Raw genomic sequence first — 20,822 nt, 5'->3', positions numbered from 1 at the left:
CACGGGGACGTGTGGGGTAGGGAAGGGGGATGCTTCCTCCCGAAACACCAAATCCGTCCGCCGAAGCCGTGAAATGGCGCATCCCCGATCTGCACCCGGAAGGGCGCAAATATGTCGCCATCGCCGGGGTGATCGCGCTGGTCGCATTGGTCTGGTTCGGCTGGTTCGTGGCGTGGCCGTTGATCGGCATCACCTTATGGGTCGCCTTGTTCTTTCGCGATCCGGTACGCGTAACGCCGAGCGGCGAGGGGCTGATCGTATCTCCTGCCGACGGGCTGATTTCGATGATTCAGCGCGTACCGGTGCCGCGCGAACTGGCCGGCCCGAATGGCCTGGGCGATGCGCCGCTGGTGCGCGTGTCGGTGTTCATGTCGGTGTTCGACGTCCATATCAACCGCACGCCGATCGCGGGAACGGTGAAGCAGGTTGTCTATATCTCGGGCAAGTTCGTGAATGCCGAGCTCGACAAAGCAAGCGAGGACAATGAGCGTCAGCATATCGTCGTCGAAGGCCGACCGGCTGCGGATGGCACCGTGCGGCGCATTGGTTTTACGCAAATTGCTGGCCTGCTCGCGCGTCGGATCGTGCCGTTCGTCAAGCCGGGCGACATGGTCGCGGCGGGGCAGCGCATCGGTTTGATTCGCTTCGGCAGCCGGGTTGACGTCTATCTGCCCGATGATTGCGCGTGCCAGGTTGTGCTTGGCCAGCGGAGCGTAGCGGGCGAAACGATCCTTGGCCGCGTAGGCGGCACTATGGCGGCCGGGATCGCGCAGTGATGCGACGGATTGTCATCGCATGAGGTCTCCGTATCGGCGCGGCGCGGCACGGGGGCTGCCACTGCGCGCGGTCGCGCCCAACGCCGTTACCGCGCTTGCTTTGTGTTCCGGCCTGACCGGCATTCGCTTCGCGATTGCCGGTCAGTGGGAAACCGCAGTCGTGATGGTGATGATCGCCAGCGTGCTCGACGGGATCGACGGGCGGATCGCGCGCATGGTGCGCGGCGAGAGCCGCTTTGGGGCCGAGCTCGATTCGCTGTCGGATGCCATTTCGTTCGGCGTATCGCCCGCGCTGATCCTCTATTTGTGGTCGCTGAAGGATCTGCCCCGCGTCGGCTGGCTGTGCGCGCTGGTGTTCGCGGTGTTCTGCGCGCTGCGTCTCGCCCGGTTCAACGCAGCGATCGACGTGGTGGAGCAACCGCATAAATCCGCAGGTTTTTTGACTGGCGCGCCCTCTCCGGTCGGTGCCGGGCTGGCGATGCTACCCCTTTATTTGTGGTTCTGGACCGGTCTCGACTGGTGGCGTTCGCCGCTGATCGTAGCGCCCTGGGTCGCGCTGATGGCAGCGTTGATGGTGTCGAGCGTCGCGACCTTCAGTTGGTCTTCGCTGCGTTTGCGCAACAATATCCGCTTCGAAGCAATTGCGGTGGTGGTTCTACTGGGGGCAGCGCTCATCTCCGCTCCCTGGCACACGCTCAGCTTCCTGTGCGTCGCATATCTCGCGACATTGCCGTTCAGCATCGTCGCCTATGCCCGGGTCAAGCGGCTGCGCGCAGCGGCGTCCGTGCCAGCGCTGGGGCGGTCGTCCCCCGCACCCGCAGACGCGGCTCCCTGACCGTTACCTGCGTTTGGAGAGCAGCGAGAGGGTCGGCTCCATCGCGCAAGATCGCGACGATCCGCGGCAGCGCAGGTGCCAAGGTCAGGTAGAAAACAGCAAGGCTCGCGGCGAAGGCACTCGCGAACACCAGAAAACTCACAACGGCCATCGTTCAACTCCTTCATTCACGGTGAAGAGTCACAAAGTCGCAACATTCACGGGCCGTGTTCCGTTCCACGTTCCGCTCTGAGACCCGTTATGTTCTCATTGCGTTCCGTCGTCAAGCGCATTGCCGGACTTGATTTGCCGGAGCGTCTCGGATAAAGGGCGCGCCTTCACACCGCATGGGAAGCACACATCACCGGTGTCCGAGCAGGTTCGCCTGTCCGGATTACTCGCTTCCCAGAGGATCAACCGGAAAGGAACTACCTTATGGCGGCACCTGTCGTCTCCATGCAGCAATTGCTCGAAACGGGCGCGCATTTCGGCCACCAGACGCACCGCTGGAATCCGAAGATGAAGCCCTACATCTTTGGCGACCGCAACGGCGTCCACATTCTCGATCTCTCGCAGACCGTTCCGCTGTTCGCGCGCGCGCTCGAATTCGTCGCAGCGTCGACCGCCGCTGGCGGCAAGGTGCTGTTCGTCGGCACCAAGCGCCAGGCGCAGGAGCCCGTTGCAGAAGCAGCCCGTCGTTCGGGCCAGCATTTCGTCAACCATCGTTGGCTGGGCGGCATGCTCACCAACTGGAAGACCATTTCGGGTTCGATCAAGCGCCTCAAGACGCTGGAAGAGCAGCTTTCGGGCGACACGCACGGCCTGACCAAGAAGGAAGTGCTGCAGCTTACCCGTGAGAAGGACAAGCTCGAGCTGTCGCTCGGCGGCATCCGCGACATGGGCGGCATTCCCGACGTGATGTTCGTGATCGACGCCAACAAGGAAGAGCTGGCGATCAAGGAAGCCAACACGCTGGGGATCCCGGTCGTCGCGATCCTCGATTCGAACGTTTCGCCCGACGGCATCGCCTTCCCGGTTCCGGCCAATGACGACGCCAGCCGCGCCATCCGCCTGTATTGCGAAGCGATTGCGATCGCCGCGACCCGCGGTGGCCATGAGCAGCTGTCGCGTCGCCAGGACATCGGTTCGATGGAAGCTCCGCCCGTCGAGGAAGCGCTGAGCGTTGCTCCGGCTGCGGCCGCCGACATCACGCCGGCAACCGACGCGGCTCTGCAGGCCGAGCTGGCTGCGGAAACCGAGCGCCAGATCGACGCGTAAGCGTCGCAGAACTGACATACGGACGGGGTAGGGCGCGGCTCTATCCCGTCCAAAACCATATTCTACTGAGATAAGGACCAACGACATGGCCGAGATCACGGCAGCTGCGGTAAAGGACCTGCGCGAAAAGAGCGGCGCGGGCATGATGGATTGCAAGAAGGCGCTGACCGAAGCCAATGGCGACATGACGGTGGCGATGGACTGGCTGCGCGCCAAGGGCCTCGCCGCGGCCGCCAAGAAGTCCAGCCGCACTGCGGCCGAGGGCCTGATCGGCGTCGAAGTATCGGGCACCAAGGGTGCTGCGGTCGAAGTGAACTCGGAGACGGATTTCGTCGCCAAGAACGAGCAGTTCCAGACCTTCGTTCGCGACGTGACTTCGGTCGCGCTCGAACTGGGTGACGATATCGCGACGATCAAGGCCGCCCCGCTGGGTGCCAAGACGGTCGAGGAAATCCTGACCAACAACATCGCCACGATCGGCGAGAACCAGAACCTGCGTCGCGCCAAGCGCCTCGAAGTGTCGGCTGGCGCGGTTGTTCCCTACATCCACAACGCAGCGGCCCCCGGCCTCGGCAAGATCGGCGTGCTCGTCGCGCTGGAGAGCGAAGCGGGCAAGGACGTGCTCGAGCCGCTCGGCAAGCAGATCGCCATGCACATCGCAGCAGCCTTCCCGCTGGCGCTGAACGAAGATGGCCTCGACCCCGAGATCGTCGAGCGTGAGCGCGCGATCGCGACCGAAAAGGCAGCGGAAAGCGGCAAGCCCGCCGACATCGTCGCCAAGATGGTCGAGGGTGCGATCGCCAAGTATCGCAAGGAAAACGCGCTCGTCAGCCAGCTGCTGGTGATGGACGGCAAGACCAAGATCTCGGACGTCGTTGCCAATGCCGCCAAGGCAGCCGGCACCGCGATCGTGCTCAAGGACTATGTCCGCTTCCAGCTCGGCGAAGGCATCGAGAAGGAAACGAGCGATTTCGCGGCGGAAGTCGCGGCCGCTTCGGGTGTGCCGCAGGCGACTGCATAACACTCGGCCCCGCTCGCGCGCGAGGCCGCAAATGCCGAAGGGCCGTGCCGGTGAGGTGCGGCCCTTCGTGTATTCGATCTGCACGGTTTCCGCGCTTCCAATCGCAGTGCGTGCCCGATAAGGTCCGCGCCGCACCGCCCCCAGGGCGATCATGACCCTTTGCAGTCTGGAATGCCGTGACCACCCCGCACTTTAAACGTATCCTGCTAAAATTGTCGGGCGAGGTCCTGATGGGGGCCGGTGGCCTTTCGATCGACCCTGACGTCATTGCCCGTGTGGCCGCCGAAATCGCCGATGTGAAGCACCAGGGGTATGAACTCTGCGTCGTCGTCGGCGGGGGTAACATCTTCCGGGGTATTTCCGGCGCGGCGCGCGGCATGGACCGCGCCACCGGCGATTATATGGGGATGCTGGCGACCGTGATGAACGCGCTCGCCGTGCAGAACGCGCTGGAAAAGATCGGCGTCGAGACGCGCGTGCAATCGGCGATCCCCATGGCGTCGGTGTGTGAACCCTTCATCCGCCGCCGCGCCGAGCGCCATCTCGAAAAGGGTCGGATCGTGATTTTTGCAGCGGGCGTCGGCAGCCCGTTCTTCACCACCGATAGCGGGGCCGCGTTGCGCGCCGCCGAGATGAAGTGCGACGCCCTGTTCAAGGGCACGTCGGTCGACGGCGTCTATGATGCCGACCCGAAATTGGTCCCGACCGCCAAGCGTTTTGAAACCGTGAGTTACGGCACTGTGCTCGCGCAGGATCTCAAGGTGATGGACGCGAGCGCGATCGCGCTTTGCCGCGACAACAAAATCCCGATCGTCGTCTTCAACATCCGTCAGCCCGGCAATCTTGCTGCGGTTCTGCGCGGTGAAGGCGTGTCGACGGTCGTTCAAACCACAGCAGGAGATTAAGTCATGGCCGCTTATGACAAGGCCGATCTCGAACGCCGCATGGCGGGCAGTGTCGAATCGTTGAAGGGCGATCTCGCCGGTCTGCGCACCGGACGCGCATCGACCTCGCTGCTCGATCCCGTCACCGTCGAGGTCTACGGCGCGCAAATGCCGCTCAATCAGGTGGCGACCGTGTCGGCACCCGAGCCGCGGATGCTGTCGGTACAGGTGTGGGACAAGTCCAATGTCGGCCCGTGCGACAAGGCGATTCGCTCGGCCGGGCTCGGGCTCAACCCGATCGTCGATGGCACCACCCTGCGCTTGCCGATTCCCGATCTGACCGAGGAGCGCCGCAAGGAACTGGCCAAGCTCGCGGGTAAATATGCCGAGGATGCGCGCATCGCCGCGCGCAATGTGCGTCGTGACGGCATGGATTCGCTCAAGGTCGATGAAAAGAAGGGCCTGTTCGGCGAGGATGAGCGCAAGAAGCTCGAAACCGAAGTGCAGAAGCTGACCGACAAGACGATTGGCGAAATCGATGCGGCGGCGAGCGCCAAGGAAAAGGAAATTTTGGGCAAGTGAGGCCATTTGCCGCCTCTGCTCCCGAGTTGGTGACCGGCAAGGGCGCGGGGGTGTTGCCGCGCCATGTCGCGATCATCATGGATGGCAATGGGCGCTGGGCCAAGAAACGCCATTTGCCGCGGGTCGCTGGCCATCGGCAAGGCGTCGAAGCGGTGCGTCGTATCTCGCGTGCTGCGCGCGCGATGGGGATTGAGGCGCTGACGCTCTATGCCTTTTCGAGCGAGAACTGGCGACGCCCGGAGAGCGAAGTCAGTGACCTGATGGGATTGTTGCGGCTGTTCATCCGCAATGACCTTGATGAGATGGTGCGCGACAATGTGCAACTGCGGGTGATTGGCGATTATCGCCGGTTCACCCCCGATCTGGTCGAACTGATCGACACCGCAGTCGCGCGTACCGCAGTCAACACCGGGCCGATCCTGGTGATCGCGCTCAATTACGGCGCGCAAGCGGAGATTGCGGCGGCCGCGCGGCGGCTTGCGGAACGCGCGCAAGCAGGCACGCTCGATCCGACGACGATCGACGAAGCCGTGTTCGAGGACGAGCTCGACACGCGCGACCTGCCGCCGCTGGATCTGTTGATTCGCACCTCCGGTGAGGTCCGTTTGTCCAACTTCCTGTTGTGGCAAGCGGCCTATGCCGAATTGCTGTTCGTCGATACGCTGTGGCCCGATTTTGACGCAGATACGCTGGCTGCTGCGGTCGAAGCCTTCGGCCAACGACAGCGCCGGTTCGGGGGCCTGTGACGCCACCTCCCGTGACGCCGCCTGCCGAGCCGCGTGGCCCGTCCAATCTGACGCTGCGCATCATCGTCGGGATCGCGCTGGTCGCGGTCGCATTGACCGGCGTTGTATTGGGCGGGATCGCATTCTGGCTACTTTGCGTGGTGCTCGGCATCGTCATGATGGGGGAATGGGCGGGACTGCAGTCCGCGCCGAACGAGACCAAGCGGCTTGCGCAATATGCGTTGTCGGTGCCGCTTGCGATTATGGCCCCCGTAATTGGTGCGGGAGCGGGGTTTCTCACGCTCGGCTTGCTAATCGGCGCGGGCTTCTTCGTGGTGATCGTGACCGGGCGACGTGGGCTGGCGCAGGGGATTTTCTATGTCGGGCTGCCGATCATGGCCTTGCTGGTGATCCGGCGGCAAGATGAGGGTATTCTCTTTACGCTGTGGGCGCTGGCGTTGGTGTGGGCATGCGACATCGGTGCCTATGCGGCGGGTCGCGTTATAGGCGGGGCGAAGATTGCGCCGGCCATCAGCCCGAACAAGACCTGGGCCGGGCTGGGCGGTGGCGTTTTGGCGGCGGGCCTGTTCGCCGCGTTCCTGCATTATCGCTATGGCTTGCCGCTGCGCATGGCGCTGGCGACGCCGGTGCTGGCAGTGTTGGCGCAGGCCGGGGACTTTTACGAAAGCTGGCTGAAGCGGCGGGCAGGGGTGAAGGATAGCGGCTCGCTGCTGCCCGGGCATGGCGGGGTGTTGGACCGCCTTGACGGGCTGGTGCCGGTCGCGCCGGTCGCTGCGTTGCTGGTGCTGTTACCGAAGGTATATTGGTGGTGAAGACGATAACGATCCTTGGGGCAACGGGCTCGATCGGCACCTCGACGCTCGACCTGGTCGAGCGCGAGCCGGACCGGTTCGAGGTTCTGGCGCTGACCGCCAATCGGGATGTTGCGGGACTGGCGGCGGCGGCGATCCGCACGCGCGCGAAGCTGGCCGTGGTGGCGGACGAGGCTTGCCTGCCCGATCTGCGCGCGGCGCTGGCGGGCACCAATATCGGGACGGCGGGCGGACGCTCGGCTGTGGTCGAGGCGGCCAGCCTTGGGGCCGATATCACGATGGGCGCGATCGTCGGCTGTATCGGGCTGGAGCCGGTGATGGCGGCGATTGCGGGCGGCAAGACCGTGATCCTCGCCAATAAGGAACCGTTGGTCTCGGCGGGCGATGTCGTGCTGGCGGCGGCGGCCCGGCATGGCGCGACCTTGCTGCCAGCCGATTCCGAGCACAACGCGATCTTCCAATGCTTCGATGCCGCACGGCCCGAGCGCGTGCGCCGCATCATCCTGACCTGTAGCGGTGGTCCGTTCCGTACCTGGACGACCGAGGCGATGCGCACCGTCACCCCCGAACAGGCGGTCGCGCATCCGAACTGGTCGATGGGCGCGAAGATTTCGATCGATTCGGCCACCTTGTTCAACAAGGGGCTGGAGTTGATCGAGGCGGCGCGGCTGTTCCCGGTGCCGCATGATTCCATCGAAATCGTCATTCATCCGCAATCGGTGATCCATTCGCTGGTCGATTATGTCGATGGCTCGGTGCTGGCGCAGATGGGTCCGCCCGACATGCGCACGCCGATCGCGCACTGCCTCGCCTGGCCCGATCGCATGGCGACGCCGATGGCTCCGCTCGATCTCGTTGCAATCGGGCGGCTCGATTTCGAGGCACCCGATGCTGAGCGTTTCCCCGCGATCCGGCTGACGCGGGCGGCACTCGACGCAGGGGGCGCACGCCCCGCGATCCTGAATGCGGCGAACGAGGTGGCGGTCGCGGCCTTTCTCGACCGGGAGATCGGCTTCCTCGAAATTGCCGCAATCGTCGAAGATACCCTGTCGGCATATGATCCGGCCGCACCGGAAAGCGTGGATGATGTTCTGGCGGTCGATGCCGAAGCGCGCAGCATGGCGCGCAGGCAGATTGCGGTTCGTGGCGGGGCGTTAAGAGGGACGAATGTGAAGGATATCGTCGCTTGAGCCATTCTCCCGGACTGCTGGTCACCCTTGTCGGCTTTGCGCTGGTGATCGGCCCGCTCGTCTTCCTGCATGAGATGGGGCATTATCTGGCTGGGCGGGTGTTCGGCGTGAAGATCGATGCCTTTTCGATCGGTTTCGGGCGCGAGCTGTTCGGCTGGACCGACCGACGCGGGACTCGCTGGAAGTTCAGCGTGCTGCCGCTCGGCGGCTATGTGAAGTTTGCGGGCGATCTCAACGCCGCCAGCACGCCCGACCCGGCATGGCTGGAATTGCCTGCCGAGGAGCGCGCACGCACGTTGCAAGGGCGTCCGGTGTGGCAGCGCGCGATCGTCGTGGCAGCGGGACCGATCACCAATTTCGTTGTCGCGGTTGTGATTCTGGCGGCGTTCGCGATGGCCTATGGTGTCGATCGTACCCCCTCCATCGTCGGCGGCGTCAGCCCCGGCAGCACGGCGGCAGCGATCGGCTTGCAGACCGGTGATCGAATCACCGCGATCGATGGGCGCGCGATCAACACTTTCGAAGATGTCTACGAATTCGCGGTGTTACGGCCCGGTTACCCGGTGGTGGTCGAATATGAGCACGCGGGAAGCCGGATTCGGCGCGTTGGCGTCCTGGGTACCGCCGTGCAGCGCGACAGTTTTGGCAACACCTTCAAAAAAGGGCTGCTCGGCATATCGCCGACCACCCCGGTGCCGCATCGGGTGGGCCTGTTCGAAGCACCGGTGGTCGGCGTCGAAATGACCGGCAGAATCCTGCGGTCCACGGTCGAAGGATTGGGCCAAATCCTTAGCGGGCGCCGCTCAACCGACGAACTTGGAGGGCCGCTCCGCATCGCCAAAGTGTCGGGCGAGCAATTCTCGCTGGGCTGGCCGGTGTTGATCTATTTCATCGCCGGTGTGTCGATTAATCTGGGATTCATCAACCTCTTGCCAGTCCCTCTGTTGGACGGCGGCCATTTGTTTTTCTACGCAATCGAGGCGATCCGGCGCAGGCCGGTCGCGCCGAATGTGCAGGAATGGGCGTTTCGTGCAGGATTGGCGGCGATTCTCGCCTTGATGGTGATGGTAACGTTTAACGATCTCGGCGCTTTCGGCCTGTGGAAGGCCCTGACCGGCTCTTGATCGGTTGACGCAGGTGAGGCAGGGCGGGCCGACGAGTTTTCGGCCACGCGGAATTTTCTCCGATTTGGGGTGGGATGTGACAGCAATCAAGGTTTCCAAATACGGCGCACGGGCCACCGCCGTGTTGCTCGCAGGCACGATGCTCACCGGCGTGCCGACCGTTGCGGTCGCGCAGACGACGGGCCAACCCGCGGCGACACCGCAGCCGGCACCGGCACCTGCACCAGCGCAGGTCGTCGCACCGGTCACCCGCACGATCAAGGCGATCCGGGTCGAAGGTTCGCAGCGTCTCGAACCCGAGACGGTGCTGTCTTACACCAAGCTGCGCACCGGTCAGGTCTTCACCAACGAGACGCTCGATCAGGCGATCAAGGATCTCTACGCCAGCGACCTGTTCGCCGATGTGACGATCGGCGGTGCCGAGACCGGCGACATCGTGCTGCGCGTGCGCGAAAACCCGATCATCAACCGCGTCATCTTCGAGGGCAATAAGCGGCTGAAGGAAGACAAGATCAAGAAGGAGGTGAAACTCGCCCCCCGCCAGATCTTCACCCGCACCGCCGTGCGTCAGGACGTGGCGCGCATCATCGAACTGTATCGCCGCCAGGGGCGCTTTGCCGCAGTCGTCGATCCCAAGATGGTGTCGCTCGACCAGAACCGCGTCGATGTCATCTTCGAGGTGACCGAGGGGCCGAAGTCGAAGGTCCGCCAGATCAACATCCTCGGCAACGAAGTGTTTTCCGACAGCAAGCTGCGCGAGCAGATGGCGACCAAGCAAGCGCGCCTGACGACGCTGCTCAGCTCGAACACCAGCTATGACCAGGATCGCCTGGCCTATGACCAGCAGAAGCTGCGCCAATTCTATCTGACCGAAGGCTATGCCGACTTCCGCGTCACTTCCGCCGTTGCCGAGCTGACCCCGGACAAGAAGGACTTCATCATCACTTATGTGGTGGAAGAGGGGAAGCGCTACAAATTCGGTGACGTGACCGTCGACAGCGACATTCGCGATTTCGACAACAAGCGGCTCGCGGCGAACCTCGGGATCAAGAAGGGCGACTGGTACAACGCCAAGAAGGTCGAGACCTCGGTCGATTCGCTTAGCGAGGCGGCGGGCCTGTTCGGTTACGCTTTCACCGAAGTGAATCCGGACTTCCAGCGTGACAAGGACACGCTGACGATGGGGATCAATTTCCACATCGCCGAAGCCAAGCGCACCTATGTCGAGCGCGTCGAAATCAACGGCAACACGCAGACTCAGGACAAGATCATCCGTCGCGAAATCCGCCTGTCGGAAGGCGACGCGTTCAACAGCTTCCAGGTCAAGCGTTCGCAGGACCGCATCAACTCGCTCGGTTTCTTCCAGGACAAGTTCGAGATCAAGCAGACGCAGGGGTCGGCCCCCGACCGTGTGGTTTTGACGGCCGATGTCGAAGAGAAATCCACGGGCGAATTGTCGCTGTCGGCAGGCTATTCCAGCCTTGAACAGTTCATCATTCAGGCGTCGATCAAACAACGCAATTTCCGCGGCAAGGGCCAGGAGTTGCGCGCCAGCGTCAATTATTCGACCTATTCCAAGTCGGTTGAGCTGGGCTTTACCGAGCCCTATCTGTTCAACAAGAATATCGCGATCGGCGGCGACATTTTCCGGCGCGATTACAACGCCTTCAACTATCTCGGCAATACGCGGCAGACCACCTACACGCAGGTGTCGACTGGCTTCCAGGTCCGTGCCGGTGTTCCGTTGACCGAATATTGGCAGCTCGCCGGGCGTTATGGCCTAAGCTATGACGAAGTCGGCCTCGACAAGAGCACCTATTTCAGCGACTCGAATAACGACGGCATTCGCGGCAATTCTCCGGGGGACACCTGCGAGCCGCTGCTTGCCGGCCGATATTTGTGCGACGCGATCGGTAATCGCTGGACGTCGTCGATCGGCTATTCGCTGGTGTTCGACAGCCTCAACAGCCGACTGCGCCCGACTGCCGGCCAGCGCTTCATCTTCAGCCAGGATTTCGCAGGGCTTGGCGGCGATGTGAAATATATTCGCTCGAAGATTGAAGGATCGAAATTCTTCAACATTGGTGCGGGGTTCATCGGGTCGCTCAATGCCGAGGGTGGTTACATCCATTCGCTGGAGAAGAGCCGTGGCGTTGGGATCGACAATGTCCGCATTACCGATCGCTTCTACCTGGGCGAGCCGGATTTCCGTGGCTTCGACATTCGCGGCGTTGGGCCGCGCGTCCAGCGCATCGGCTATACGACCGATGCGTCCGGCAACCAGACGCTGGTGACCGACCGTACCCAGTTCGTCGACGACGCATTGGGTGGCCGGGCTTATTATCTCGGCAAATTCGAAATCGAGATCCCGCTCGGCGCGGGCGCGCGTGAGCTCGGGTTGCGGCCGTCCATCTATGTGCAGGCCGGTGCGTTGTTCGGCATCACATCGCCGGTTTTGTCGGGCAGCCAGTTTCCGACAACAGTGGACCCGGTCACGGGGCGGGTAACGTACCAGCCGTTGATCTCGCCGGTCTATGCGACCAACGGCCAGCCTTATTACACGGTGCCGGCGACCGATGCGACCAATCCCGGGGCAACCACGACGTGTCAGACCGGCTATTCTGCGACGATCGGCGGCACGTGCGTCGGCACATCGACCAATACGCCCTACACGACCACACAGGCTCCGTTCAAAGAAGTCTTCGGCGGCAACTCGGCGCGTCCGCGCATCTCGGTTGGCGCGGGCGTCAACTGGAACTCGCCGTTCGGGCCGCTGCGCATCGATCTTGCTTACGCTGTCCTCAAGGACAAGAGCGACGACTCCAAACTCATTACTTTCAACGTAGGGACACAGTTCTGATGAAAATGTATCAAAAGCTCATGCTCGGCTGCGCGCTGATCGCGCCGACGCTCGTTGCGGCGGGCTCTGCACAGGCGCAGGTTTCTGGCGTAGCGATCGCCGATCCGGAAACCGTGATCCTCACCGCCAAGGCACTCGATGCCGCCAACACCTCGATCGCGACGACCTACAAGGCACAGCTCGACCAGGCCAATGCTCGCCAGCAGGCTTTGCAGACCGAGTTGAACACGCTGTACGCGCCGCTTGACCTCAACAAGGACAAGAAGCTCGACGACGCTGAAATCGCCGCCGCCGAAGCCGCGAAGAACCCGGCACTGGCCAAGATCGAAGCGGCGCAGAAATCGGCCCAGACCGATCTCGCCCGTCTGCGCGGCCCGGCGATCCTCGCGCAGGCCTACGCGATCGAGCAGATCTCGCAGAAATATTCGGCTGCGATGAACGCGGTCGTGACCGCCAAGAAGATCAGCCTGTTGCTGTCGGCTAACACGGTGCAGTTCAGCACGCCCGCCGTCGACGTGACCGACGACATCAAGGCTGAACTCGACCGTACCAACCCGTCGGTTCCGATCACGCCGCCGGCCGGGTGGCAGCCGAGCCAGCAGACCCAGCAGCTCCTCCAGCAATATCTGCAACAACAGCAATATGCCGCCGCGATCCAGGCACGCCGCGCTGCGGCCGCCGCGCCGGCACCGACCGGCAAGGCACCGCAGGGCCGCTGAGCGACACGATGGCGGATGCAGACGAAACAGGGCGGGGCGCAATCGGCCCGCTCGACATTGGGCGAGTGATGGCGGCATTGCCGCATCGCTACCCGATGCTGTTGGTCGACCGTGTCGAGGATCTTATCCTCGACCGGTCGATCACCGCGATCAAGGCGGTGACGATCAACGAGCAGTTCTTCCAGGGGCATTTCCCAGGACGACCGATCATGCCCGGCGTGCTGATCGTCGAGGCGATGGCGCAGGCTGCGGGGATTCTCGCGGTCGAGTCGTTGGGGCTCGCGGGCTCGGGCAAGCTCGTCTATTTCATGGCGATCGACGGGGCGAAGTTCCGCAAGCCGGTCGAACCCGGGGTGCTGCTCAAGCTCGAGGTCGAATTCGTCCAGAAGCGTTCCAGCGTGTGCAAATTCGCCGGACGCGCGACGATCGACGGGCAATTGGCGGCCGAGGCGAACTTCACCGCGATGATCGCCGACCCGCCCAAGGCATAACGGCCGCACAAGACGCATTGCTACACGGCGCGGGCTCTGATAGGGCCCGCGCCTTCGCTGCTGGTCGGTAACCAGCGGCCTTTCGGAGATTTACGACGTGAAAAAAGGCATTCACCCCGATTATCACACCATCACGGTGCAGATGACCGACGGCACGCAGTTCCAGACCCGCACGACCTGGGGCAAGGAAGGCGATCTGATGACGCTCGACATCGATCCGCTCGCGCATCCGGCCTGGACCGGTGGTCGCGGCACGATGCTCGATTCGGGCGGCCAGGTTGCGCGCTTCAACAAGCGCTTCGGCGCGATGTCGTCGATCGGCAAGAAGTAAGCTTCTTCGCGTCGTTAACGACGCATTAGCGATAGTCGCCTACTCTTCCCTCCTCGCGGTTTTCGCGGGGAGGGACGTTAAATGATTGCCGCCGAATTCGAACCTGTCGTCCAGACCGATCGCCGCCGCAGTCCGCGTGCGCCGATCTCGCTTGACGCAAAGCTGGGTCGTGGCGGATTCGATCGCGCGCTGTGCAAGGTGACCAACGTGTCGCTGCATGGTGCCAAATTGCACACATATTCCCCGATGAAAAAGGGTGCCAGGATCTGGCTGACCTTGCCGCGTATCGGGCAAGTCATCGCCACGATCGTGTGGGCCGATGATTTCGAAGCCGGTTGCCAGTTTCAGGAACCGCTCGACGACACCACTTTTGCAGCATTGACCGGCGCGAACGTCGAATTTGTCTGAGCAGCTCACGGCTGGGCGGTGCCGCGTTGCGCGGGTGTCCCGCATTTAGACGCCGCTAACCAAAAGAAGCACTGGTCGAAATCGTAAACGCGGCGTTAACCTGTTGCCATGCAACGGACCCTCTTGCTCGCCGCGCCCAGCGCCCGTCACCCGTTCCGCCGCTCCGTCGTAACCGGGCGGGTAGAGCGCGCGCGGGTCCGCGATGAGGGCGACATCAGACTGTTCGCGCTCAGCTTCACAGCCTTCTTCGTGTGCTTCTACACGTTCATTTTCTGAAGCGGCGAGTCGCCGCCGTTTGAGCTGGGTCGTCAGTCGCAGGCGAGGTGCAGCTTTTGCGCCAGCCACGCCGATACAGGACACATCGCCGCCACGATCAGCAGCATGTTTTCGGGCGATAGCCCGGCGACCGCCAGTCCCTGCACCGCCACCGCACCGATGGTCATCGCGCCGGCATTGACGACATTGTTGGCGGCGACGGTGCGGGCGGTTTGGTCCTTGGTCACCGTGGTGGTGAGGAAGGCGTAAAGCGGAACGACGAACATGCCGCCGGTCACCGCAATCCCCATCAGCGCCACAATCACCAGCACAGCGCGGGGAATCTCGATAAAGGTCATCACGTCGTACAGCGTGCCGTGCGGTGCGGCGGGCCAGTCGCGGCAGAGGAACGAGAAAGCGACGATAAACGCGCCCATCGCCAGCACCGAGGCAGGGGCATATTTCGCCGAGGTGTGGCCTTTCAGCAGCGCGTTGATCAGCACCGATCCGACCGCGACACCAATCGAAAACAGCGCGATCATCAGCGTCAGGACATGTTTGTCGGCCGTCAGCACATTCTTGGCGAGCGGCTGGAAGATGATGATGAGCACTGCCCCCATCGTCCAGAAGAAGCTGATCGCGCAGATAGCGAGGAACAGGCGGCGGATGTGCATCGTAGCGGAAATCAAGCGCCACGACGACGTGAAGGGATTGTAGCTCACCACCAGTTCGCGGCCTTCGCGCAGTGCGGGCGGGATTTGCAGCGATGCGATCCAGCCGACCGCTGCGACCACCAGTACCACGATCGCGGCATGCTGCACGGCGATGAACCCGCCGAGCACGGTGCCGATCAGGATCGCGAGATAGGTGCCCGATTCGACCAGACCAGTGCCGCCCAGCACTTCATCCTCATGCAGATGCTGCGGCAGAATCGCGTATTTGATCGGGCCGAAAAACGCGGAGTGCACGCCGAGGAACAGCACTGCGGCCAGCATCAGTACCAGCCCGGCGGTGGTATACCCCGCCCAGGCGATCATCAGTCCGCTCGCACCGACGATCATGATGCCGATCTCGGCGGTCTTCACCACCCGGATAATCTTGGCCTTGTCGTGCGTGTCAGCCAATTGCCCCGCAAGCGCGGACAGCAAGAAAAACGGCAGAATACCAAGCGCGGTCGCGAATGCCGTGAAATTCTGCTCAAGCCGTTGGTCGGCGAAAATCCGGTAAATGGCGAATTGCACCATCACCGTCTTGAACAGATTGTCGTTGAACGCCCCAAGGAACTGCGTGACGAACAAGGGCAGAAATCGGCGCTCTTTCAGCAAGCCGAGCGCGTTGAGCATGATGTGTTTCGAGGCCTCGATATCGCGAAATAAGGACCGCCCATAGCCCAGCCGGGCTAGCGCCAGCAACCCGCTTGTCATGTTGGGGTTTCGCGCGCGGGATCGGGCGAGTAGAGCGGGTGTGTGCTGACCTTACCCAACTTGCTCACCCTGTCGCGGATCGTCGTGGTGCCGCTGCTTGCCTGGTTCCTGTGGTGGCCGGGCTGGGCGGAGGGCTATGCAGCGGGATTCGTGCTGTATTGCCTGATGGGCATCACCGATTATTTCGACGGGTATCTCGCGCGGGCCAACGGAACGGTGTCGAAGCTCGGCGTGTTCCTTGACCCGATCGCTGACAAGATCATGGTCGCGGCCGTCATCCTGCTGCTGGTGGGCACCCGCGATGGCAATCCGGCGGTTATCCAGGGCGTGCATCAGATCGCCGCGCTGATCATCCTGCTGCGGGAAATCACGGTGTCGGGCCTGCGCGAGTTCCTCGCGCAATTGCAGGTGTCGGTGCCGGTGTCGCGGCTCGCCAAATGGAAAACCACGCTGCAGATGGTGTCGCTGGGAGCGTTGATTCTGGGTGGCGCGGTGCCGCTCTACCCGTGGGTGGCGCACGTCGGCCTGGTTACCCTGTGGGGCGCAGCGGTGCTGACGGTGATCACCGGTTGGGACTATCTGCGCGTCGGCCTGAAGCATATGGACTGAACTGTGGCGATCGAGATGCTCTATTTCGCGTGGGTACGCGAACGGATTGGACGTGGCGGCGAGATGGTTGACCCGCCAGGCGACGTCGTGACGGTCGCCGATCTGATCGGCTGGCTGGCGAACGGGAGCGCGGTGCACGGCGCGGCCTTCGCCGACCCGGCGCGCTTGCGCGCCGCGGTCGATCAGGTGTTCGTGCCGCTGGACGCGGTGCTGGGGTCGGCGCGTGAAGTTGCTATTTTCCCACCGGTGACCGGCGGATGATCGTCGTCGATCCTGCCCGCATCGACGCCGCCGAGCAATTCGCAGCCTTGTCTGCCGCCGGGGCAGGGGGCATCGCCACCTTCGTGGGCCTCGTCCGCGCCGATGACGGCGTCGCGACGCTGGAACTCGAACATTATCCCGGGGCGACCGAGGCGGCCCTGCAGAGGCTGGTGGACGAAGCGCGTGAGCGTTGGGCGCTGATCGATGCGCGGATCACGCACCGGGTCGGTGCGATGGCACCGGGGGATGTGGTGGTGTTTGTCGGCACAGCGGCACCGCACCGCGCGCCCGCGCTGGAGGCTTGCGCCTTTCTGATCGATCGCTTGAAGACCGACGCGCCCTTTTGGAAAAAGGAAACACGCGGCGACGAGACCCGTTGGGTAGAACCACGCGGCAGCGACGATGCCGCCGCCGCGCGGTGGACGCTTTAGCCGAGCTTGGGCGACAGTACGCCGTTGACGACATGCACGACGCCGTTCGACTGGGCGACGTCGGGGGTTTCGATGTAGCTCTTATTGCCGTTGACGTCGGTCAGCTGCACGCCGCCACCGATCAGCTCGATCGTCAGCGGTTCGCCTTCGACCGTGGTCAATACCGCCTTGCCACCACCAGCGGTGACCTTCGCCTGGATGTCGGTCAGCGTCAGCGTACCCGGCACGACGTGATAGGTCAGCACCTTGGCCAGCGTGGCCTTGTTCTCAGGCTTCAGCAGCGTGTCGACCGTGCCCGGCGCGAGGCGGCTGAAGGCATCGTTCGTCGGCGCGAAGACGGTGAAGGGGCCAGGGCCCGCCAGGGTCGTGGCAAGGCCTGCAGCCTTCACTGCGGACACCAGCGTGGTGAGGTTGGGGGCAGCGGCCGCGTTCGTAGCGATCGGCTTGGTCGCATCCATTACGGCCCCGCCGACCGTCGGGTTCGGTGCGGGGGCTGCTGCCGGGGCTGCGGGCGCTGCCGGAGCGGCTGGCGCGGTCTGTGCGGTGGCGGCAGCACCGAAGGCGAGTGCGCCAGCAACGGTTGCCAGATACAGGTTGGTCTTGAACGTCATCAGTTTCTCCACTGGATCAGGGAGCCTCTGTTACAGGAGGCACCCCCAAACTACGGTCGAGCGGCCGAATAGTTTCGTCAAGCCGGTTCCGCCAACGCCGTCGCCAGCAATTGAAAGTCTTTCTCCCTCGGCGAACCGCGTCGCCAGACCAGTGCGATTTTTCGCGCCGGATTGGCGGCATCGAGCGGGCGCGAGACCAAACCGGTATGATCGAGGATGCCGGCCTTCAGCGCCATTTCGGGCAACATCGTGAGCCCCAGCCCATTGTCGATCATCTGTACGATCGTGTGGAGCGACGTGCCCATCATCGTCGCCTCGGCTCGCAATTCCGGCCGGGCACAAGCGGATAGCGCATGGTCCTTAAGGCAATGCCCGTCCTCGAGCAGCAACAGCCGTGTCTCGTCGATTTCCGCAGAGGGCATCGCACGCGCGATATTGCCCATCTCGCCCGGCTGGCCTGCCACGAACAAGCGATCCTCGAACAGCACCTGCGCGCTCACCTCGCCACACGCGAACGGGAGCGCCAGCAACACGCAATCGGCACGCCCGTGATGGAGGCCCTCACAGGCGGCACCGCTGGGTTCCTCGCGCAGGAAGAGTTTGAGGTCGGGATAGTCGCGCCGCAACCGCGGCAGGATGCGCGGAAGCATGAACGGCGCGATCGTCGGGATCACGCTCATCCGCATCTCCCCCGATAAGGGGCGTCCGGCGGCGCGCGCCATGTCGCCCAGTTCATCGGCTTCGCGCAGCACGCGGCGCGCTTTGTCGGCGATGCGGTCGCCCAGCGGGGTGAAGCGCACGACGCGGCGGGTGCGCTCGACCAGGGTCACCCCGATCAGGGTTTCGAGTTCGCGGATCCCCGCCGACAAGGTCGACTGTGTCACGAAACACGCCTCGGCGGCACGCCCGAAATGCCCGTGATCCTGCAGGGCAGCGAGATATTGCAACTGTTTCAGGGTCGGCAAATAGGTCGCCATTTATCGCTCCACTCGATCAGAAGCGTGTAAATAACCCATTGGATCGATAAAAACAGGCCCTATATGAGCCTGTGCAACAGACGGTGCAGAAGCGCTGCGGTGGAGGATGCCAGAAGAGGCCCCATTTTTAGGAGGCCCAGAATATGTTGACCATTGGCGATAAGCTCCCCGATTTCACGGTTCCCGTTCAGCAGGGCGTCAACGCGCTTCCCGCCGGTGAAACGCTCAGCCAGGACGCGTTCCCAGGCAAGTGGAAGGTGCTGTTCTACTGGCCAAAGGATTTCACCTTCGTCTGCCCGACCGAAATCGTCGGTTATGCGGGCCTGAAGGGCGATTTCGAAGATCGTGACGCGGTGCTGATCGGTGCGTCGACCGATACCGCGCACGTTCACCTCGCCTGGCGCAAGTCCGACCCCGATCTGGCCGCGGCGGATTTCCCCTGGCTGGCGGATAACGGTGGCGTGCTGGCGTCGCAGCTCGGCATTCTCGACAAGAACGAGCATGTCGCGTTCCGCGCGACCTTCATCATCGATCCCGACAACGTCATCCAGGCGGTGCAGGTCAACGGCCTGAACGTCGGTCGCAACCCGGCGGAAACGCTGCGCGTGCTCGACGCACTGCAGACCGACGAGCTGTGCCCGTGCAACTGGAACAAGGGCGACGACGTCCTGAAGATCGCGGCGTAAGTCGGTAAAATTCCCCTCCCGCTCTGCGGGAGGGGCTAGGGGAGGGGCGTACCGTAGGTCGGAGCGCCCCTTTTCTATGTCAGGCCCTCCCCCCACCCCTCCCGCACAGCGGGAGGGGTGCGAGAAAGAAACATCATGTCACTCAAGGATTTCGCCGGGACGCTCCCGGATTTCGCCAAGGATATTCGTCTCAACGTCGGCTCGCTGCTCAACGAGGCGCATTTGCCCGACCAGCAGAAATATGGCCTGTTCCTGTCCTGCGCCCACGCCACCGGCTACAAGCCGCTGGTCGATGTGACCGAGGCCGAGGTTGCCGCGAAGCTGACGCCTGAAGCCGCCAACGCGGCGCGTGCGGCGGCGGCGGTGATGGCGATGAACAATGTGTACTATCGCTTCACCCACCTCGCCGGGAACGCCGAATATCAGACGATGCCGGCCAAGCTCCGCATGAATGTGATCGGTGCGCCTGGCATCGACAAGGTCGATTTCGAGCTGTTCAGCCTTGCCGTGAGCGCGATGAACGGCTGCGGGATGTGCATCGACAGCCATGAGCAAGTGCTCAAGAAGGCCGGTGCCACCGCCGAAGCGATCCAGACCGCGGTGCGGATCGGTGCGGTGATGAAAGCGGTTGCGACGGTCCACGCCGCCGTCAATTAAACGTCGTTCAGGCGAGCGCCGCCCAAACCGAGTAAGCGCTCGTCGCGGTCAGCAGCGTGCCGATCAGCCCCATCAGCGGGCGCGTCGGCACGCGCTTGGCGATGACAGCACCAAAGGGGGCCGCCAGCAACCCGCCGATCAGCAGGCCCAGCGTCTGAAGCGTGAATGCCTTCCACCCCATCGTGGTGATGAAGGTTATCGAGATCGTCGAGGTCAGGAAAAATTCCGAGGTGTTGACGGTGCCGATGGTGGTGCGCGGCGGCGCCCCCTGCACCAGCAAATTGGAGGTCACCACTGGACCCCAGCCACCGCCGCCCGCCGCATCGAGAAAGCCGCCGGCAAAGCCGAGCGGTTCAATGATCTTGGGTTCGCGCGGGTGGACCTTGCCGCGATAGGCGCGAAACAGCAGGTACAACCCGATTGCCGCGAGATAGGCCATCACGAACGGTCGCGCGACCGATGCATCGATGGTGCTCAGCACATAGGCACCCAGAATGCCGCCAAGCACGCCTGGGATCACCAGTCGGCGGAACAGCCGCCAATCGACATTGCGATGCAGAATGTGGCTTACGCCCGATGCGGCGGTGGTGAACGTTTCGACCGCATGGACGCTGGCCGATGCGAGGGCAGGGGGCACGCCCAGAAACACCACCAGCAAGGTGTTGTTGATGATGCCGAAAGCCATTCCGAGCGCACCATCGATCATCTGTGCGGCAAAACCGACCAGAATGAAGGGCAGCATCACGGCTAGGATCGCCGTGAAATCCCATGAGGAGAGATCGAACATCGGCGAACTTTCGCGGAATTTCCCAAATCCCACAAGGTAGATAGGGATTTATGCGGCGTGGTCGGCGGTGAACTGGTCCTTTTATTCG

Annotated in this window: 25 protein-coding genes; 21 read left to right on the top strand and 4 right to left on the bottom strand. The window is 63.2% G+C overall.

Translation table 11 applies throughout. The features are described from left to right. Positions 1-29: 29 nt before the first annotated feature. The 16 genes from ACP7BL_RS03735 (at position 30) to ACP7BL_RS03660 (ending at position 14,312) form a co-directional block, all read left to right on the top strand. Positions 30-776, top strand: a complete 747-nt coding sequence (locus ACP7BL_RS03735; protein WP_033964591.1) for a phosphatidylserine decarboxylase — start codon at positions 30-32, stop codon at positions 774-776. A gap of 19 nt (positions 777-795) precedes the next feature. Beyond that, positions 796-1,611 carry a CDP-alcohol phosphatidyltransferase family protein gene (locus ACP7BL_RS03730; protein ID WP_137902602.1) on the top strand — a complete coding sequence of 272 codons (816 nt, stop codon included), beginning with the start codon at positions 796-798 and terminating at the stop codon, positions 1,609-1,611. Positions 1,612-2,025: 414 nt separating this feature from the next. Then, on the top strand, positions 2,026-2,868 hold the full coding sequence (gene rpsB, locus ACP7BL_RS03725; RefSeq protein WP_426257660.1) for a 30S ribosomal protein S2: 843 nt from the start codon (positions 2,026-2,028) through the stop codon (positions 2,866-2,868). A gap of 85 nt (positions 2,869-2,953) precedes the next feature. Then, the gene (tsf, locus tag ACP7BL_RS03720) at positions 2,954-3,889 is read left to right on the top strand and encodes a translation elongation factor Ts (protein WP_033964595.1); all 936 of its coding nucleotides are present in this window, start codon (positions 2,954-2,956) and stop codon (positions 3,887-3,889) included. A 176-nt stretch (positions 3,890-4,065) separates the two neighbouring features. Then, entirely contained in the window at positions 4,066-4,794 is a 729-nt protein-coding gene (pyrH, locus tag ACP7BL_RS03715) for a UMP kinase (RefSeq protein ID WP_033964598.1), read from the top strand. Positions 4,795-4,797: 3 nt separating this feature from the next. Then, positions 4,798-5,355 (top strand): ribosome recycling factor, encoded by a 558-nt coding sequence (gene frr, locus ACP7BL_RS03710; protein WP_033964599.1) that lies wholly within the window; start codon positions 4,798-4,800, stop codon positions 5,353-5,355. Beyond that, a complete protein-coding gene (locus ACP7BL_RS03705) occupies positions 5,352-6,101 on the top strand; it encodes an isoprenyl transferase (RefSeq protein ID WP_426257659.1) in 750 nt (249 codons plus the stop codon). The genes frr and ACP7BL_RS03705 overlap by 4 nt, the downstream gene beginning before the upstream one ends. Positions 6,102-6,112: 11 nt before the next feature. Continuing rightward, positions 6,113-6,913 carry a phosphatidate cytidylyltransferase gene (locus tag ACP7BL_RS03700; RefSeq protein ID WP_426257926.1) on the top strand — a complete coding sequence of 267 codons (801 nt, stop codon included), beginning with the start codon at positions 6,113-6,115 and terminating at the stop codon, positions 6,911-6,913. After that, positions 6,910-8,103 (top strand): 1-deoxy-D-xylulose-5-phosphate reductoisomerase, encoded by a 1,194-nt coding sequence (locus ACP7BL_RS03695; RefSeq protein WP_033964603.1) that lies wholly within the window; start codon positions 6,910-6,912, stop codon positions 8,101-8,103. The genes ACP7BL_RS03700 and ACP7BL_RS03695 overlap by 4 nt, the downstream gene beginning before the upstream one ends. Next, complete coding sequence (locus ACP7BL_RS03690; RefSeq protein ID WP_126845665.1) at positions 8,100-9,227, top strand: M50 family metallopeptidase; 1,128 nt, start codon at positions 8,100-8,102, stop codon at positions 9,225-9,227. Before ACP7BL_RS03695 ends, ACP7BL_RS03690 begins: the two co-directional genes overlap by 4 nt. Before the next feature lie 76 nt (positions 9,228-9,303). Then, positions 9,304-12,087: an outer membrane protein assembly factor BamA gene (gene bamA / locus ACP7BL_RS03685; protein WP_185867560.1), complete on the top strand. Its 2,784-nt coding sequence runs from the start codon at positions 9,304-9,306 to the stop codon at positions 12,085-12,087. Then, positions 12,087-12,806, top strand: coding sequence for an OmpH family outer membrane protein (locus ACP7BL_RS03680; RefSeq protein WP_033964606.1), 720 nt, complete (start codon positions 12,087-12,089; stop codon positions 12,804-12,806). The genes bamA and ACP7BL_RS03680 overlap by 1 nt, the downstream gene beginning before the upstream one ends. Before the next feature lie 8 nt (positions 12,807-12,814). Further along, entirely contained in the window at positions 12,815-13,297 is a 483-nt protein-coding gene (gene fabZ / locus ACP7BL_RS03675) for a 3-hydroxyacyl-ACP dehydratase FabZ (RefSeq protein WP_033964608.1), read from the top strand. Between the two features lie 97 nt (positions 13,298-13,394). Next, entirely contained in the window at positions 13,395-13,628 is a 234-nt protein-coding gene (gene rpmE / locus ACP7BL_RS03670) for a 50S ribosomal protein L31 (RefSeq protein WP_033964609.1), read from the top strand. An 81-nt stretch (positions 13,629-13,709) separates the two neighbouring features. After that, entirely contained in the window at positions 13,710-14,036 is a 327-nt protein-coding gene (locus ACP7BL_RS03665) for a PilZ domain-containing protein (protein ID WP_033964610.1), read from the top strand. A 108-nt stretch (positions 14,037-14,144) separates the two neighbouring features. Then, positions 14,145-14,312 carry a hypothetical protein gene (locus tag ACP7BL_RS03660; RefSeq protein WP_426257658.1) on the top strand — a complete coding sequence of 56 codons (168 nt, stop codon included), beginning with the start codon at positions 14,145-14,147 and terminating at the stop codon, positions 14,310-14,312. Positions 14,313-14,344: 32 nt separating this feature from the next. Here ACP7BL_RS03660 and ACP7BL_RS03655 read toward each other — a convergent pair whose 3' ends face one another. After that, a complete protein-coding gene (locus tag ACP7BL_RS03655) occupies positions 14,345-15,634 on the bottom strand; it encodes an MFS transporter (protein ID WP_126845784.1) in 1,290 nt (429 codons plus the stop codon). A gap of 123 nt (positions 15,635-15,757) precedes the next feature. Here ACP7BL_RS03655 and pgsA point away from each other — a divergent pair, with 123 nt between their 5' ends. Genes pgsA through ACP7BL_RS03640 form a run of 3 tightly spaced genes read left to right on the top strand, consistent with a single transcriptional unit; the run spans position 15,758 to position 17,016 of the window. After that, the gene (gene pgsA / locus ACP7BL_RS03650; protein ID WP_426257657.1) at positions 15,758-16,324 is read left to right on the top strand and encodes a CDP-diacylglycerol--glycerol-3-phosphate 3-phosphatidyltransferase; all 567 of its coding nucleotides are present in this window, start codon (positions 15,758-15,760) and stop codon (positions 16,322-16,324) included. A gap of 3 nt (positions 16,325-16,327) precedes the next feature. Further along, positions 16,328-16,585, top strand: a complete 258-nt coding sequence (locus ACP7BL_RS03645) for a MoaD/ThiS family protein (protein ID WP_126845663.1) — start codon at positions 16,328-16,330, stop codon at positions 16,583-16,585. Then, entirely contained in the window at positions 16,582-17,016 is a 435-nt protein-coding gene (locus tag ACP7BL_RS03640; RefSeq protein ID WP_033964613.1) for a molybdenum cofactor biosynthesis protein MoaE, read from the top strand. Before ACP7BL_RS03645 ends, ACP7BL_RS03640 begins: the two co-directional genes overlap by 4 nt. Here the strand turns inward: ACP7BL_RS03640 and ACP7BL_RS03635 are convergent. Both ACP7BL_RS03635 and ACP7BL_RS03630 read right to left on the bottom strand, forming a co-directional pair. Beyond that, positions 17,013-17,627, bottom strand: coding sequence for a fasciclin domain-containing protein (locus tag ACP7BL_RS03635; protein ID WP_126845662.1), 615 nt, complete (start codon positions 17,625-17,627; stop codon positions 17,013-17,015). The genes ACP7BL_RS03640 and ACP7BL_RS03635 overlap by 4 nt on opposite strands. Positions 17,628-17,704: 77 nt before the next feature. Next, positions 17,705-18,604, bottom strand: a complete 900-nt coding sequence (locus ACP7BL_RS03630; RefSeq protein WP_033964614.1) for a hydrogen peroxide-inducible genes activator — start codon at positions 18,602-18,604, stop codon at positions 17,705-17,707. Positions 18,605-18,747: 143 nt separating this feature from the next. On the opposite strand from ACP7BL_RS03630, the gene ACP7BL_RS03625 reads away from it, so the two are divergent. Together ACP7BL_RS03625 and ACP7BL_RS03620 are read left to right on the top strand one after the other, a co-directional pair. Continuing rightward, entirely contained in the window at positions 18,748-19,290 is a 543-nt protein-coding gene (locus tag ACP7BL_RS03625) for a peroxiredoxin (RefSeq protein ID WP_010403117.1), read from the top strand. Positions 19,291-19,425: 135 nt separating this feature from the next. Next, entirely contained in the window at positions 19,426-19,947 is a 522-nt protein-coding gene (locus ACP7BL_RS03620) for a carboxymuconolactone decarboxylase family protein (RefSeq protein ID WP_033964615.1), read from the top strand. A 7-nt stretch (positions 19,948-19,954) separates the two neighbouring features. Here ACP7BL_RS03620 and ACP7BL_RS03615 read toward each other — a convergent pair whose 3' ends face one another. After that, positions 19,955-20,734, bottom strand: a complete 780-nt coding sequence (locus ACP7BL_RS03615; protein WP_033964616.1) for a sulfite exporter TauE/SafE family protein — start codon at positions 20,732-20,734, stop codon at positions 19,955-19,957. Between the last annotated feature and the right edge of the window lie 88 nt (positions 20,735-20,822).

Origin of the sequence: Sphingomonas sp. DC1600-2 (genome assembly GCF_049897605.1) — a bacterium.
Lineage (GTDB): Bacteria > Pseudomonadota > Alphaproteobacteria > Sphingomonadales > Sphingomonadaceae > Sphingomonas.
Note: the sequence above shows the minus strand (reverse complement) of the source record. Positions and strands in the feature narration are given on the sequence as shown.